We start from the raw sequence: 15469 nt of genomic DNA on the forward strand, positions 1-15469 counted from the left end.
AGCCCCTTTTTAGATTATATTAGTAACCATAATGGGAAGGAGAACTTGAAGAATAGGTACCATAAGTAGTACCAGTCCCTGATGAATAAGTAGAACCATAGCCGGAGCTTGAACTGTAGCTAGAACTTGAACCATACGAACTATATATTTGACCAGTAAAAGTAGCAGTTGAAGGATTCAATCCTAATTCTGAACGAATCTTATTAGAAATTTTACGTTTTTCATCTGCAGTGGCAACTTGGTATGATAAACCGCCAATTGTTGCATCCTCACCTTGAAGTACATAAGATTTTATAGTCCCTGCCGCATCTTTATAGTTAGTTTCAATTGTCATCATATCATTGAAAGTCAAGTCAGTTTGCATATTATCTTTAACTGTATTCAATATCTTTTGGAAATTGGATATGGAAGAAATTGTCAGTAGCTTAGAAACAATAGCTTCAATTACCTGTTTTTGACGTTTCTGACGTCCATAATCACCATCTGGATCAGAGTAGCGCATTCTTGAATATGCGAGGGCCTCATTACCATTTAAAGTTACGGTTTTGCCCTTAGTAACATTGGCATAACTATAATGGAAGGTCAATAGAGGATCAATTGAAACTCCACCAACTGCATTAACCAATTTTGATAATCCTCCCATATTAACCAGTAGATAGAAATCAATCGGAATATGAAGTGTTTTTTGCACGGTTGAAATTGCAGCAGACGTTCCTCCAATTGTATATGCCGAATTGATTTTGTCATAAGCATTAGATGAACCAGTGATCTTAACTTGAGTATCACGAGGAATACTTGTCAAGGTTGCTTTTTTGGTTTGTGGATTGATGGTAGCAACAATGATAGTATCGGTACGTCCCTTGTCAGTTCTTCCTAGATCACCAGTGTCAGTTCCTAGAAGTAAAATTGAGAAAGGTTTTTTCTTTTTTAAAATTTGAGAGACATTCCTTAGTTTCTTAACTTTGGTTTTTTGATATGTTTTATCAAGAGTTTGTTGGGCCGCCCCCAGCAGACTACGAGCATAAATACCAGCTCCATAAAATAAAACCAATACCACAATAAGTCCAATCAAACTTAACATTCTGCGTTTTTTATGCGGTTGTTTTTTGCGATGGTCATGACTATCTTCCCTTCTTAGTGGAGAAGATGTGGAAAATTCATTATTATTGTTATTCATCAGTAACTCCTTAATCAACATTATTACAAGAATTATACTACTAAGAGTTGTAGATTGAGTAGCATAACTTAAAATTAAATTTTTTTAAACTATTTTGGATATTTAAATGGAATAATCTAATTAAAAACCAAAGGAAATTTTGTAATAAATTGTGATATACTGGTGAATGTTTATATATGAAAGAATGAAGAGAAAGAGATGAGAATATGAGGGTTTTTGAGCACAGCATTTCTGGTGTGCTGGTAATATTAGTGATGATAATACTGGGATATATTTTAGCAGAACGTGGCTGGTTTGGTGAAAAATCAACTAAATTAATAGCTAGATTAGTAACACAAATTGCGTTACCATGCTACATGGTATCCACTATCACGATGAGGTTTAGTGCCAATGATCTATCTGGAATGTTGCCAGATTTAAGGTTTCCGGTCATCTCAATGGTAATACTGATGGCGCTTGCATTTGCAATTGTAAAAATATTTAGAATCCGCAAAAGTCACGCAGGCTTGTTTTCATCGATGTTTTTTAACTCGAATACAGTCTTTGTTGGGTTGCCAATTAACACGGCGCTTTTTGGAGCAGATAGCATACCTTACGTATTGATTTATTATATGGCAAATACTACCATTTTTTGGACGTTGGGTACATACTTAATACAGCGAGACGGTGGACTGAAGAGTCAATTGGACTGGAAAAAAACGCTAAGTAAGATTTTTTCACCGCCACTTATGGGTTTTGTAGTGGGTGTTATCTTAGTCTTATTAAAGGTTCAATTACCAGTATTTGTTAAATCTGATTTGGATTATATTGGTAACTTAACCGTACCACTTTCAATGTTGTTCATTGGTATCTCTGTTTCGCATGCTGGTCTTAACCATCTTGCTTTGCATAAAGATAATATTCTAGTACTAATGGGGCGTTTCTTATTTGCGCCAGCGTTAATGTGCTTGCTAGTTATACCAGCAGATATGCCGGTTTTGATGAAGCAAGTTTTTATACTTCAATCGGCTATGCCTGTAATGACTAATGCTCCGGTTGTTGCGAATTTATATGGTGCAGACTCTGACTACGCTGCGGTGATGGTCACGGAGACGACATTGATGTCATTAGCAGTTGTACCAATTTTAATGTTAGTTACACAAAGTATTTAAAAAGAGGGGTAGTTGTGAAAAAGACAATAGTTTATGTCCTAATATCAACATTTATGTTCAGTTCAATGGAAATAGCGCTAAAGGTAGCTGGTGCCACTTTTAATCCAATCCAATTGAATCTTATTCGTTTCTTTATTGGTGCCTTGGTGTTGCTGCCGTTTGCAAATAAAGCATTGAAAGTAAGTAAGAGAAAGCTGAGAAAAGAAGATTGGTACCTTTTCTGTCTTACAGGATTTCTCTGTGTAATTGTCAGCATGTCGCTTTTTCAGTTGGCAGTTGTTGCAACAAAGGCTTCAACAGTGGCAGTTTTATTTAGTTGTAATCCAGTATTTGCGTTAATCTTTGCTTTTATTATTTTGCGAGAACGCTTAGGAAGAGCAAATTTAATTGCTGTTGTGATATCTATCTTAGGCCTGATTGTAATCATTGACCCACTTCATCTTACTAAACCAATGGGAATCATCTTAGGTGTCTTGGCAGCAATAACATTTGGTTTTTATTCAATTATTTCACGCTATGGTTCTACTAAAAGAGGACTCAATGGGATTGTTATGACATGCTACACATTCATAGCTGGAACAGTTGAATTGTTTGTACTTTCACTAATTACACATATACCATTTGTTGCTGATGCTTTAGGAAGCATTCCAAGTTTAAAATCTTTTCAATACCTGCCAATATTGCAGAATATAACAATTGGTTCTTTGCCAATGTTACTCTATTTAGGGATCTGTGTTACAGGTGGTGGCTTTGCTTTTTATTTTCTTGCAATGGAGAATTCAAATGTTTCCACTGCTTCCCTAGTGTTTTTTATAAAACCAGGGTTGGCTCCAATTTTAGCAGCAATCTTGATTGGAGAGAAAGTAACAACATTGACAATTATTGGAATTATAATTATTTTGTTGGGTTCCGTTGTCACATTTGTGGGTAATCGAGTCAAAGAAGAAACGATCATACCAAAAAATTTACCCAAAAATTAATTATTACTTGACTTATATATTTCAAATTTGGAAGGGAATTGCTGCTTTAAGCAACAAAAATCCCTCCTTTTTTATTGTTTTTAACTAATTAATTCCACTAAGAGAATCGTTATAATAATAAAAAGTATGAATTTTGTAAATTTTGTTGGAATATGCGAATAAAAAGAGCAAAAATGCTCTAGATTTCTATTTGTAATTTTTGAAATCTTAATGTAATAAAAGTGCTTGAAATTGCCATTCTTGAGCAGATTTTGTAAATATAATGTAATGCTCATTATTGTGCAAGCGTGGTAGAATTACTCTTGTAGTTAAATTGTACGTAAAAAATTAAAAAAGATATTTAATCGAATGTCAGAGGTGTAAGTCAGTGAAACATAATTTAATTTCAAAAACTGTACTCGTAGTTGCTTCACTTGTAACAGTTGTCAGCTTAGGAACACACGTTTCAGCTTCAGATACTGCAACACAAATTAACGAGGTTAATCAAAAGATTTCTGATACTCAGAAATTGGTAAATGAAAGTCAAAAAAAGCTTTCAAAGTTACAAGATCAGCAATATTCCGATTCAGTTGAGATTGCTTCATTGACGAAGAACATTAACGCAAGGAAATCCCATTTAGCTGAGCAAGCACGTTCGGCTCAACAAAATGATACAGGGAGCTTAATAGAATTCTTAACAGATTCAAAAAGCTTTAGTGATGCAATTGATCGTGTTGCTACAGTTGCAACTATGATCCAAGCAAATAATCAAACTTTGCAAGATCAGAAAAATGACCAAGAAAAAGTTGCAGCTGACAAGAAGCAAGTTGATGAATCTGTAGCAGCTCAAAAGAAAACTAGTGAAAAATTGAGAAATGATATGGCTGACTTAGCTGTTCAAAAGATACAATTAAAAGTTAAAAAAACTAAAGAAGATGCCGCAAAGCAAAAAGCAGAAGCAGCTTTAGCAGCGGCCCAAAAAGCGGCTGCAGCTGTCAAGGCAGCTAAGAGTAGTGCAGATGCTAACAAGGCTTTAGCAACAGCTACAAAGGCTGTAACAGCAGCCTCCACCACTAATACAAATAGTGGTACGACTACTTCGAATACTTCTACAAATAGTTCCAACAATTCTAACAACAGTAGCACAAGTAGTTCAGCAACTGTAACTCAGACCGCATATTCGACCGCATCAACCACGTCAACTGCGACTGCTTTATCGAGTTCGAGTGTGGATACAAGTTCAGTTGTTGCAGCTGCATTATCCTTGACGAAAATGAACATTCCTTATGTTTGGGGCGGTGAGTCTCTATCAGGGATGGATTGCTCAGGTTTGACCGCATATGTCTATGCTAAGTTTGGAGTATCGTTGCCACATAATACTGTTGCGCAAGAGGGATATGTTACATATGAATCTGTTTCGCAAGCACAGCCAGGCGATTTATTATTTTGGGGTAGCAAAGGGGCATCATATCATGTAGCAATTTATATTGGAAATGGCCAATATGTACATGCGCCAAGAACTGGTCAAACGGTTCGTGTTGGATCAGTTTCAGGATATGCACCTTCATTTGCAGGGCGTTTAAAGTAAAAATGTTCTGATTTAGTTAAACTGACATTTGATTAATGAAACAATTTAAGATTAGATCTAGTTCAAGTAACTGATTAATGAAATACTTTATTAATTCAGTCTCGCTGACTAGATTTTTTTAGTTGCACTGGAAATGAAGTTAAAAAGTGTAACATAAGTCGGAGAGATTTGATTTATAGAACATTTTTATAAAAAATAACAGGTGAGTTAGGTCATAAATTAAATTTTGACTTGGTTTTTTTTGCTTTGAATAAACTATTCTAGATTAAAAAAGTCTGATATGATAAAGACATTAGGCAAGACTATCAGAGGGGACAAAAGATATGGTTAAATTAGTTTTACTAAGACATGGACAAAGCACAGCAAATTTGGCAAATGAATATACTGGTTGGTCAGATTCACCATTAACTGCAGAAGGAGAACAGCAGGCAATAAAGGCTGGGAAGCTCTTAGATGAAGAGAAAATTATTTTTACTGACTTGCACACATCCGTCCTTACACGTGCAATTAAGACCGCTAATATTGTACTCGATTGTATTAATCAAAATAGTGTCCCAATAAAAAAAACATGGCGTCTAAATGAGAGGCATTACGGAGCTTTACGTGGCTTAAACAAGCAATGGACGGTGGAAACTTATGGAAAAAAAGAAGTTGCATTGTGGAGAAGGAGCTTTACCACTGTACCTCCTAAAATGGATAAACCTGACGAAGATAGACGATATTCTGCCTATCCAAAGACAATTTTACCTTTGGCGGAAAGCTTAAAGGATGCGTCTGATAGAATTATTCCGTATTGGCTGGATAGCATTGCTCCCAATTTAATTCATCAAAAAAATCAGATCATCGTGGCACATGGTAGTACTCTGAGGGCTTTAATCAAGTATATTGAGGGAATCAGTGATTCAGCAATTGACGGAGTTGAAGTCGAAAATGCGGTCCCAATTGTCTATGAGCTCGATAGCAGGTTAAAGATTATTTCCAAAAGGGAATTAAGATAGGTTATGTAAAAAATGAAGCGAAAGTCAGACATAAGTCGGTAAAATTTGCGGTTAGTTGAGGTACATTATTTTGTATCACACACTTATCTGAATAAATAGAGGAGTCAGTCAAAGGTTAATTTTTGACTGACTCCTCTTTACTAATTAAAACCATATTTTTTTGTAAGTAAAGCCTTATCTAACATTGAGTTTCTCTAACTTATGCTAAAGCACCCATTGGATCCCAAGGAGCGAGTACTTTTGGTTCTTCATTGAGGACTTCTTGTAATTTTTCAGAAAGAAATTTCTTGTTAACGACAATTTGATAGCAATATTCATTCATCCAGTCGTTACTCATAACGAAAAATCCATCAGTACCAACTTTTTTACCCCATGAATTTTCAACTTTCCATTTGGTTGGCTCACCATCAACAAGATCAACTCCAGTTAAAACCATAGCATGTGTCATTAGACTTTCGCCGTAATCCAATCTTTCAGCTTTAGAAATACTTAAATCAATATCAAAAAGTTCATCTTTGTGATATAACTCAGTATCCATGATTCCCTTTTGGCGGTCGGAAGATTGACCTACATCACAGCCAAACCATACACTTTCACCACTTTGAAGCTGCTTTACTGCAACATCGCGGAATGTTGCCATGTCAACGTTCAAGTGACGAACTTGACGACCGTCCACAACATTACCAAGCATTTCAACAGTATACATATGGTTGAATGGTTTGTCAGCAGTTGGGCCGTTGATGATTGAAACATAATCATCCAAGTTCCAGCCAACATACTTGTTAAAGAAATCGATAGGTGTAATGTTACGGTCAATATGATATTTTTTGTCTGAATCGCGATACTCAAAGTCAAAGTGAGCAGGTGGTTCACCAAAGCTATAAGCTAGCATGCGGTATGCATCATCTAACATTTTTTCTTTTGTATCCTCAAGCTCTTTTTCGGATGCTCCGTTTGCAACTAAATTACGTAACGTTACGGCGTCCTTGCGTAATTTTAAGTCAAAAGTGCTGTTAAATTCACGTGAAGCAGAAGAATTGAATGTTTCAGGCATAGCTGATTGAGGAACTACACCATATTTTTCAATAATTGCCACGATCATATCCCACTGACCACCGTCTTGTTGAGGTGTCGTCATCAGGAAGGAAACTTTACGATCTGATGTTGGCAAGGAAGCTGTGTTGATCACATTTTCATAGAAGTAATTAGCTTTTTCAAGCTTATCCCAGAAAAATGTATAATTTTGTGAAAGCTCGAAATCTTTTGGCATATTGAATTTATTTTTCATATCATGACGCATTGTATTTAATGCGGCAAACATCCAACAACGGCCGGATTGCTTCTGATTAGCAACATCTCCTGTATCCAAGTCGATAGAAAAAACAGGTGTCATATTAACTTCAGAACGATAATCTGCAGAAGTTGTATAGATTCCGTTTTTTGTAACTGCACGCTCAAGGACCTTATGATTTGCGCGGTTTTCTAGAGAATTTTTAAATTTTGATAATTGTTGGTGCTCAATAGCTTTACTCACTATCTGTCACTCTCCTTAAAAAGATATAACAACATTATATGATAAATAAAGTAACACGTAAACCTTGTTGCTGATTAACGAGCCTCGAGAACTTTAGGCCCACTGGTGTAACCGACGATAACAGTGTTGACAGTATTCAAGAAGAGACCGTGCTCAACGACACCAACTTGTGCTTTTAAATAATCAGCAAGTTTGAACGGATCTGTTATTTGTTCCAAATGCAGATCAATTATATAGTTATCAGAATCAGTTCGTAATTTTGAACCATCAGCAGCCAATCTGAAAGTTGGGTGGAATTTCCTAGAATCAAAACGTTCAAAAATTTTTTTGCTACCGTAGGGAATCACTTCGACTGGAAGTGGAAAGCTTCCTAATTTATTTACTAACTTACTTTGATCCACAATCCAGATATTCTTTTTCGAGTTAGTTGCCACTATTTTTTCGAACAAAAGTGCGGCTCCACCACCCTTTATACCTTGGAAGTCGGCACTAACCTCATCGGCTCCATCAATCGTAAGATCAATGTGATCAACTTCATCAACTGACTTTAGGGGGATTCCCAGTGAAGTTGCCTGCTTGGCTGTTTCTGCGGATGTGACAATACCTGTAATCGACAGATTTTCTTTCTGAATTTTTTTTGCAAGGGCCTCTATCATATATTTAACCGTTGAACCTGTTCCTAAGCCAATGGTCATATTATCAAAAACCCAATCAACTGCTTTTTTTCCAACAAGAGCCTTTAACTCATTTTGATTCACCATATTCACCTCATTAATTATTTTCTTCTTTGAGTAGATGCTGATACTCAGCGTGGTTTTCAAAGAATTTCTTTGTGTAGGGACACAACGGGATAACTTTCTTGGAATCTTCAGTTACCTTGGCAAGAAAATCTTTTGTAATTTTCCCTGCTAATCCGGTTCCACGGGCACTTTCATCTACCCAAGTGTGTTCAACTAAGTATGTTTGAGAGTTGTCAAGCAATGAAAAACCAATATGTGCTACAGGTTTTTTATCACTTTCTGAACGATAATAATCAAAGGAATTTTCTGTGAATTTAGTAATCATATAAAACACCTCTTTTTGTTTAATTATAGCATATGAGAAGGTACTGTATCTGTTTGTTGATTAATGATAGAATAGTAGAATAAATTAGGGAAAGAGTGATATTTTGAAAAGAGGATTCGAGGTAGTAAAGCGGTTTAAAAAAGAAGAGATCACACTTCCAACGCGTGCTACAAAAAATGCGGCAGGGTATGATTTTTATGCGGCACAGGATTTTGTGTTGCCATCAATATGGAAACTTAATTTTTTAAGAATTTTATGGAGTATTACAAAAAAACAAAAGAATACAGATATTGATTATGAAAAGGCCAACAAGGTCCTTAAGCCATTCTTAGTTCCGACAGGCATCAAAGCATATATGGGAGCCGAAGAATTTCTGATGCTTGCCAATCGTTCTAGCAATCCATTAAAAAGAAACTTGATTTTACCAAATGGGGTAGGAATTGTTGATGCTGATTATTATGGCAATGCTGGTAATGATGGAGAGATATTCTTTCAACTCATGAATTTTGGTATCAGGGATGTAGTAATCAAGAAAAATGAACGTATTGGACAGGGTATCTTTATTCCTTTTCTAACGATTGACAGTGAAGAGGGGCCATTAAAGAAACGAACAGGAGGGTTTGGATCATCAGGTAGGTAAAAAAAGTTAAAGAATGAAGGAAATATGCTTAAAAACAAGCAAACATGCTATGATAAATTCAATAAGCGAAAGAAGGCTAGCAAGTGGTCAAGATTAAAACACAGTTTGTGTGTCAAGATTGTGGGTATTCTTCACCCCGATATTTGGGTCGCTGTCCAAATTGTGGTGCCTGGAATACTCTGGTTGAAGAGGTTGAGAAATCGAATAAAACTGATAAAAAAACGAGGGTTAGTTTTAGCGGTAACAGTCCTAAACCACAATTAATTGATGAAGTAAATGTGCAAGATAATCCGCGAACAACGACTGCATCAGTTGAACTTGATCGAGTTTTAGGCGGGGGGATCGTGCCGGGTTCGCTTATCCTAATAGGCGGTGATCCTGGAATTGGTAAGTCTACGCTATTGCTTCAACTTTCGGGTCAGTTGGCAAGACAGGAATTAACAGTCTTGTATGTGTCTGGAGAAGAAAGCGCAATGCAGATCAAACTGCGGGCACAGCGCTTGGGAGTAAAAGGGCAGCAATTTTATTTATATCCAGAGACTGATATGACAAGCATTCACCAATACATTGATAAGTTAAAACCCAATTTTGTAGTTATCGACTCAGTTCAGACCATGCAGGAACCTGAAATGTCTTCTGCAGTTGGGAGTGTGGCACAGATCAGGGAGGTTACAGCCGAGTTAATGCAGATTGCAAAGACTAATGGCATAACAATTTTCATAGTTGGTCATGTCACCAAGGGTGGAGCGATTGCTGGTCCCAAAATACTGGAACATATGGTTGATACGGTCCTATATTTTGAGGGAGACTTGCACCACGCTTATCGAATTCTTAGAGCTGTAAAAAATAGATTTGGCTCGACAAATGAAATTGGAATTTTCGAAATGAAAGAAGGAGGGCTGTACGAAGTTCAAAACCCTTCTGAGATTTTTTTGGAAGAACGACTCAGTGGAGCGACCGGCTCTGCCATTGTTGTCTCTCTGGAAGGAACACGCCCAATTTTAGTTGAAATTCAGGCACTTGTTACACCAACTGCTTTTGGAAATGCTAAGCGAACTACAACGGGATTAGATCACAACCGGATCTCTTTGATTATGGCCGTTCTTGAGAAACGTGCGGGATTGCTTTTACAAAATCAAGATGCGTATTTAAAGGCCGCCGGCGGGGTGAAGCTAGATGAACCAGCCATCGACTTGGCGATTGCAGTGAGCATTGTTTCAAGTTATCGCGATGCTCAATCGCAAGCAACTGACTGTTTTATTGGAGAACTCGGATTGACCGGTGAAATCAGAAGAGTTAATCGGATTGAGCAAAGAGTTGCTGAGGCGGCTAAACTGGGGTTTAAAAGAGTAATTTTGCCTAAAAATAATTTGGCTGGATGGACTCCCCCAAGAAACATAAAAGTTGTCGGTGTTTCGACTCTAAGTGAGGCACTGAAAGTAACTTTTAACTAATAATTCAGGAAGGAGAAGGAAATGAGAAAAATAATGATAAAAGTTGTACTCGCAGTATTAGGAGTTGGTGCAGGGTACACCTTTATGCCGCCAATTTGGTTATTGGTAGGTCTCTCAGATCATATGTGGGTTAATAATTTTGCTGTAAATATTTTGATCGGGTTGGCAGTGATGCACATCGTCTCGATATTTGTGACTGAACCATTGGAAAGATTAATAAAGAGACTAGAGAACAACTTGGCACAGCAAAATCCATATGTAATAATTTCAACAAGTCTTTCGGTTGTCGTAGGCTTAATGATAGCTGCTTTGATATCTACTTTAGTTTCACGTTCACAGGTATTTTTATTGAATACAGTGATTCCAATTGTTTTAATGGTCATATTTGGTTATTTAGGATATTTCGTAGGGAAAAATCATTTAGATTTCTTTAAAAAGCTTATGAACAGCAGAAAATTACGAACAGAAAAAAAAGCTGAGAGTGCTGATAATGCCAGCGTTTTGGAGCGAAAGACCGGTGATAATTTTCATCGCTTAAAACTCTTGGATACGAACATCTTGATTGATGGCCGAATTTATGATTTGGTTAATACTGGATTTATTGAGGGAACGCTGATTGTGCCTAATTTTGTTTTGTATGAACTGCAGTATATTGCAGATTCTGCGGACAGTATCAAGAGGGTTCGTGGTAGACGTGGCCTTGATATTCTCAATAAGCTGCGAGATGAAAAGAAAGTTCCTGTTGAGATGTATGAGGGCGATTTTGATGATATTCAAGAGGTTGATAGCAAGTTAATTAAATTGGCTAAACTCTTGGATGCAGTGATTGTTACAAATGATTATAATTTAAACAAGGTTAGTGAATTTCAGAATGTTGAAGTATTAAATGTTAATGCATTGGCAAAGGCTCTAAAGCCTAGGGTAGTACCTGGGGAGAAACTCACGGTTACAGTTATCAAGAAGGGTACAGAAAGACAGCAAGGTGTTGCATACTTAGATGATGGAACGATGATTGTTGTTGAGGATGGAAGATTTTATTTGAATAATCCAATTGAAGTGGTAGTGACAAGTGCATTGCAAACAGATGCGGGGAGAATGATCTTTGCTAAACCTGTACATTCAACAAGAGGAATAAAAGAAAATAATTAAATTGGAAATTTTTATCTGGTTGGTTTATTTTTCTGCATATTCATTGTAAAATTACTGGTGTATCGATTATTTTGACTATGAAATTTAGTTTGATTAATCAATTCAGAAAAAGGAAGAGGCGCTATAATTGGTAGATAAAAAAATTCGTGTGCGTTATGCTCCAAGTCCAACAGGGCATTTGCATATAGGGAATGCACGAACTGCATTGTTTAACTATTTGTTTGCAAGACATAATAACGGAACTATGGTTATAAGAATTGAAGATACCGATTCTAAAAGAAACATTGCAGACGGTGAAAGAAGTCAGTTAGAGAATTTAACATGGTTGGGAATTGACTGGGATGAGGGTCCTGATAAACCAGGAGATTTTGGCCCATACCGCCAGTCCGAAAGACAAGCAATTTATTTACCTTTGATTAAGCAATTATTAGATAAGGGCCTTGCCTATGAATCTTATATGACTGAAGATGAACTGAATGCACAACGTGAAGAACAAAAGGCAAATGGCGAAGCACCTAGATATATCTATGAATATGAAGGTATGTCTGATGAAGAAATTTCAAAAAAGCAAGCAGAAGCACGTGCTGCCGGACTAAAGCCGGTCGTAAGAATTAGAGTACCAGAAAACAAAACCTATGAATTCGATGACATGGTCAAGGGCCACATTAGCTTTGACTCGAACACAATTGGTGGGGATTTTGTTATTCAAAAGCGTGATGGTGTACCTACATATAACTTTGCAGTTGTTGTAGATGATCATATGATGGAAATCACTCATGTGTTGCGTGGTGATGATCATATCGCCAATACACCAAAACAGTTGGTTGTATATGAAGCATTTGCCTGGGAACCACCAGTGTTCGGACATATGACATTAATCATTAATACTGAAACCGGTAAAAAGTTGAGTAAGCGTGATGAAAGTGTGCTTCAATTTATTGAGCAATACCGTGCATTAGGATATTTACCAGACGCAATGTTCAATTTTATTACATTATTGGGATGGTCTCCGGTGGGAGAAAAAGAAATCTTCAATCGCAAAGAACTAATTAATATGTTTGATCCAAAACGTTTGAGTCGTTCACCTGCATCGTTTGATGGTAAGAAACTTGAATGGATCAATAATCAATATGTTAAAAATGCCAAAGAAGACGGTGTTGTTGATTCTGCACTTAAGCAGCTTATTAAGGCGGGCAAGGTCGAGAAGAATCCCGATCCTAAAACAATTGAATGGGCTCGCAAATTGATTAGTTTGTTTAAGCAACAAATGTCTTATACGGGTGAAATTGTAAAATTATCAGAAATATTCTTCGACGAACCACCAAAACTGGATGAAGCAGCAATGAAAGAATTGAGTGACGAGAGTGCGAAGACAGTGCTGAATGAATTTGCAAAAAATGTAGCAGAATTGCCACTTTTCGATGCTACCGAGATTCAAAATACTATTTATGCGATTCAAAAAGAAACTGGGATTAGGGGTAGAAAACTTTATATGCCTATTAGAATTGCAACCACGCGTGAAACGCACGGCCCAGAACTTGCAGCTTCGATCGAACTGTTGGGTAAAGAGAAAGCTTTGAAGCATCTTGAAAAGACATTAGCTGAGATGTAGTCGTATTCTTAGTTGTGTATATTTTTGAAGAAGATTAATTTTAGGCACATTTATTTGTAATTTTGTACAGAGGGCTGGGTCAAAAGTTGAATTTTGATCTAGTCCTTTTATTGATTTTTGGATAAACGTGTTTCATAAGTTAAACTCCTCTATCAAACTTTAAATTACTTATGCAAAAAATGATATGGTCGTAATTTTGTGTTGTTAGGTTTTACCGACTCATGCCATGTATCCTTTTTATATCTTACAAGAGACTTGAGGAGTTTCTACCACTTTATTGGATAATCGTATATAATTAAGAGTAAAAAAGGAGAAGCAGTGAATGATTCAACTTTATAATACGCTCACAAATGAAAAAGAAAATTTCATCCCCCTTAATCCGGGGCGGATTACAATGTATGTATGTGGTCCAACTGTATATAACTACATCCATATTGGAAATGCGCGAAGTGCAATTGCTTTTGATACAATTCGGCGATATTTTGAGTATCGTGGGTTCCAGGTTAATTATGTTTCAAATTTCACGGATGTTGATGATAAAATCATTGCTGCTAGCAAGAAACTCAAGATTACTCCACGTGAGGTTTCTGATAAATATATTAAAGCTTTCTATGAAGATACAGATGCACTTAATATTAAGCGAGCAACTTTGAATCCACGAGTAATGGATACAATGGATGATATTATTAATTTTATTCAGGTATTAATTGCTAAGGGATATGCGTATGAATCACAGGGAGACGTTTATTATCGAGCTCGTAAATTTGCTAATTATGGCCAACTTTCTGGGCAATCGATTGATGAACTGGAGCAAGGAGCAAGTCAGCGACTCAATGATGATGAAATTCAAAAAAAGGAAGATCCTTTAGATTTTGCCCTTTGGAAGTCTGCAAAAGAAGGTGAAATCTTCTGGAAATCATCTTGGGGAAAAGGACGGCCAGGTTGGCACATTGAGTGCTCAGTCATGGCGACAAAGTTTTTGGGTGATACAATCGATATACATGCCGGTGGACAAGACTTAGAGTTTCCGCATCATGAAAATGAGATTGCACAAAGTGAGGCTAAGACGGGTAAGAAATTTGCAAACTACTGGTTGCATAATGGCTTTGTTACAATTGGTGAAGACGAGGAAAAAATGAGTAAATCATTGGGCAATTTCATTACTGTCCACGATATTGTCAAAAAAGTCAATCCGCAAGTTTTAAGATTTTTCATGGCAACGACTCAGTATCGGCGGCCAATTAAGTACAGCCAGGCTAACTTAGAAGACGCGGCTGCAAATTTAAAAAAACTGCAAGGAGCATACGATAATGCTGCTTATCGCCTAAAAGATGCTGTAGAGATCCAAATTGATGATGAAAGAAAAAAATATTTAGCGCAGCAAAAAATTGATTTTGAAGCTGCAATGGACGATGATTTCAATGTTCAAAATGCAATTACGGTTGTCTATGATTTAGCTAAGAGGCTGAATGTTTACAGCTCTGAAACTCAAGTAATAAAAAGTGTTTTGGAAGAGTTCATGGCAACGTTAGTTGAAGAACTGAATATTTTTGGTGTTTTTTTGAATGTTCATAAAGAAGTAGATGTTGATGTAAAAGAAATCGAGGAACTAATTAAGCAACGTAATGAAGCGCGTAAGAATCGCGACTTTGAAAAGAGCGATACAATTAGGGATTTGTTAAAGGAAAAGGGCATTATATTGGAAGATACTGCACAAGGAACAAGGTGGAAGAAAGATGAATGAAAAAAATAATTTCGAACAAGTAAATGGGATTGCACTAGCTTATATGGGCGATGCAATTTATGAGGTATATGTCCGTAAACATTTACTTGCTAAGGGATTAACAAAACCAAACCATCTTCACAAGACCGCCACTCATTATGTTTCAGCAAAGGCGCAATCATTTTTGGCTGAAAAAATGCAGAAACAAAATATTTTGAATAAAACGGAATTAGAATATTTTAGACGCGGAAGAAATGCCAAGAGTCATACTTCAGCAAAGAATACGGCAGTAATTACTTACCGTATTTCAACTGGTTTTGAGGCATTGTTCGGTTATTTGTTTTTAAGTAATCAGGAAAGCCGAGTTACTGAACTAGCTCAATGGTGTATTGAAATGATTGAAAAGGAGCAAAAATAAT

Annotated in this window: 14 protein-coding genes; 10 read left to right on the plus strand and 4 right to left on the minus strand. The window is 36.6% G+C overall.

What is annotated here, in order from left to right; translation table 11 throughout:
• Positions 1–19: 19 nt before the first annotated feature.
• Positions 20–1177 carry an LCP family glycopolymer transferase gene (locus GSM_RS00080; protein WP_003688924.1) on the minus strand — a complete coding sequence of 386 codons (1158 nt, stop codon included), beginning with the start codon at positions 1175–1177 and terminating at the stop codon, positions 20–22.
• Between the two features lie 206 nt (positions 1178–1383).
• Here GSM_RS00080 and GSM_RS00085 point away from each other — a divergent pair, with 206 nt between their 5' ends.
• From GSM_RS00085 to GSM_RS00100, 4 genes are all read left to right on the plus strand, one after another.
• Entirely contained in the window at positions 1384–2328 is a 945-nt protein-coding gene (locus tag GSM_RS00085; protein WP_003688922.1) for an AEC family transporter, read from the plus strand.
• A gap of 14 nt (positions 2329–2342) precedes the next feature.
• Positions 2343–3308, plus strand: a complete 966-nt coding sequence (locus GSM_RS00090; protein WP_003688920.1) for a DMT family transporter — start codon at positions 2343–2345, stop codon at positions 3306–3308.
• A 367-nt stretch (positions 3309–3675) separates the two neighbouring features.
• A complete protein-coding gene (locus GSM_RS00095) occupies positions 3676–4875 on the plus strand; it encodes a C40 family peptidase (protein WP_003688919.1) in 1200 nt (399 codons plus the stop codon).
• Positions 4876–5198: 323 nt separating this feature from the next.
• The gene (locus GSM_RS00100; RefSeq protein WP_003688917.1) at positions 5199–5873 is read left to right on the plus strand and encodes a 2,3-bisphosphoglycerate-dependent phosphoglycerate mutase; all 675 of its coding nucleotides are present in this window, start codon (positions 5199–5201) and stop codon (positions 5871–5873) included.
• Between the two features lie 199 nt (positions 5874–6072).
• Here GSM_RS00100 and GSM_RS00105 read toward each other — a convergent pair whose 3' ends face one another.
• From GSM_RS00105 to GSM_RS00115, 3 genes are all read right to left on the minus strand, one after another.
• Positions 6073–7407: a C1 family peptidase gene (locus GSM_RS00105; protein ID WP_003688916.1), complete on the minus strand. Its 1335-nt coding sequence runs from the start codon at positions 7405–7407 to the stop codon at positions 6073–6075.
• A 74-nt stretch (positions 7408–7481) separates the two neighbouring features.
• The gene (gene rpiA, locus GSM_RS00110) at positions 7482–8165 is read right to left on the minus strand and encodes a ribose-5-phosphate isomerase RpiA (RefSeq protein WP_003688913.1); all 684 of its coding nucleotides are present in this window, start codon (positions 8163–8165) and stop codon (positions 7482–7484) included.
• A 13-nt stretch (positions 8166–8178) separates the two neighbouring features.
• Positions 8179–8472 carry a GNAT family N-acetyltransferase gene (locus GSM_RS00115; RefSeq protein WP_003688912.1) on the minus strand — a complete coding sequence of 98 codons (294 nt, stop codon included), beginning with the start codon at positions 8470–8472 and terminating at the stop codon, positions 8179–8181.
• Positions 8473–8575: 103 nt separating this feature from the next.
• On the opposite strand from GSM_RS00115, the gene GSM_RS00120 reads away from it, so the two are divergent.
• From GSM_RS00120 to GSM_RS00145, 6 genes are all read left to right on the plus strand, one after another.
• Positions 8576–9112, plus strand: a complete 537-nt coding sequence (locus GSM_RS00120) for a dCTP deaminase/dUTPase family protein (RefSeq protein WP_003688910.1) — start codon at positions 8576–8578, stop codon at positions 9110–9112.
• An 83-nt stretch (positions 9113–9195) separates the two neighbouring features.
• Entirely contained in the window at positions 9196–10566 is a 1371-nt protein-coding gene (gene radA, locus GSM_RS00125; protein ID WP_003688908.1) for a DNA repair protein RadA, read from the plus strand.
• Positions 10567–10587: 21 nt separating this feature from the next.
• Positions 10588–11715 (plus strand): PIN/TRAM domain-containing protein, encoded by a 1128-nt coding sequence (locus GSM_RS00130; protein ID WP_003688906.1) that lies wholly within the window; start codon positions 10588–10590, stop codon positions 11713–11715.
• Between the two features lie 127 nt (positions 11716–11842).
• Positions 11843–13327: a glutamate--tRNA ligase gene (gltX, locus tag GSM_RS00135; protein ID WP_003688904.1), complete on the plus strand. Its 1485-nt coding sequence runs from the start codon at positions 11843–11845 to the stop codon at positions 13325–13327.
• A gap of 322 nt (positions 13328–13649) precedes the next feature.
• A complete protein-coding gene (gene cysS, locus GSM_RS00140; RefSeq protein ID WP_003688902.1) occupies positions 13650–15071 on the plus strand; it encodes a cysteine--tRNA ligase in 1422 nt (473 codons plus the stop codon).
• Positions 15064–15468: a Mini-ribonuclease 3 gene (locus tag GSM_RS00145; protein WP_003688900.1), complete on the plus strand. Its 405-nt coding sequence runs from the start codon at positions 15064–15066 to the stop codon at positions 15466–15468. Before cysS ends, GSM_RS00145 begins: the two co-directional genes overlap by 8 nt.
• Position 15469: the final 1 nt, after the last annotated feature.

The organism is Liquorilactobacillus mali KCTC 3596 = DSM 20444 (assembly GCF_000260415.1).
Classification (GTDB): Bacteria; Bacillota; Bacilli; order Lactobacillales; family Lactobacillaceae; genus Liquorilactobacillus; species Liquorilactobacillus mali.

Coding starts and splice junctions, on each gene's coding strand:
- GSM_RS00080 (WP_003688924.1), bottom strand. CDS start 1,177: ATGAATAACAATAATAATGAATTTTCCACATCTTCTCCACTAAGAAGG.
- GSM_RS00085 (WP_003688922.1), top strand. CDS start 1,384: ATGAGGGTTTTTGAGCACAGCATTTCTGGTGTGCTGGTAATATTAGTG.
- GSM_RS00100 (WP_003688917.1), top strand. CDS start 5,199: ATGGTTAAATTAGTTTTACTAAGACATGGACAAAGCACAGCAAATTTG.
- GSM_RS00115 (WP_003688912.1), bottom strand. CDS start 8,472: ATGATTACTAAATTCACAGAAAATTCCTTTGATTATTATCGTTCAGAA.
- GSM_RS00130 (WP_003688906.1), top strand. CDS start 10,588: ATGAGAAAAATAATGATAAAAGTTGTACTCGCAGTATTAGGAGTTGGT.
- cysS (WP_003688902.1), top strand. CDS start 13,650: ATGATTCAACTTTATAATACGCTCACAAATGAAAAAGAAAATTTCATC.
- GSM_RS00145 (WP_003688900.1), top strand. CDS start 15,064: ATGAATGAAAAAAATAATTTCGAACAAGTAAATGGGATTGCACTAGCT.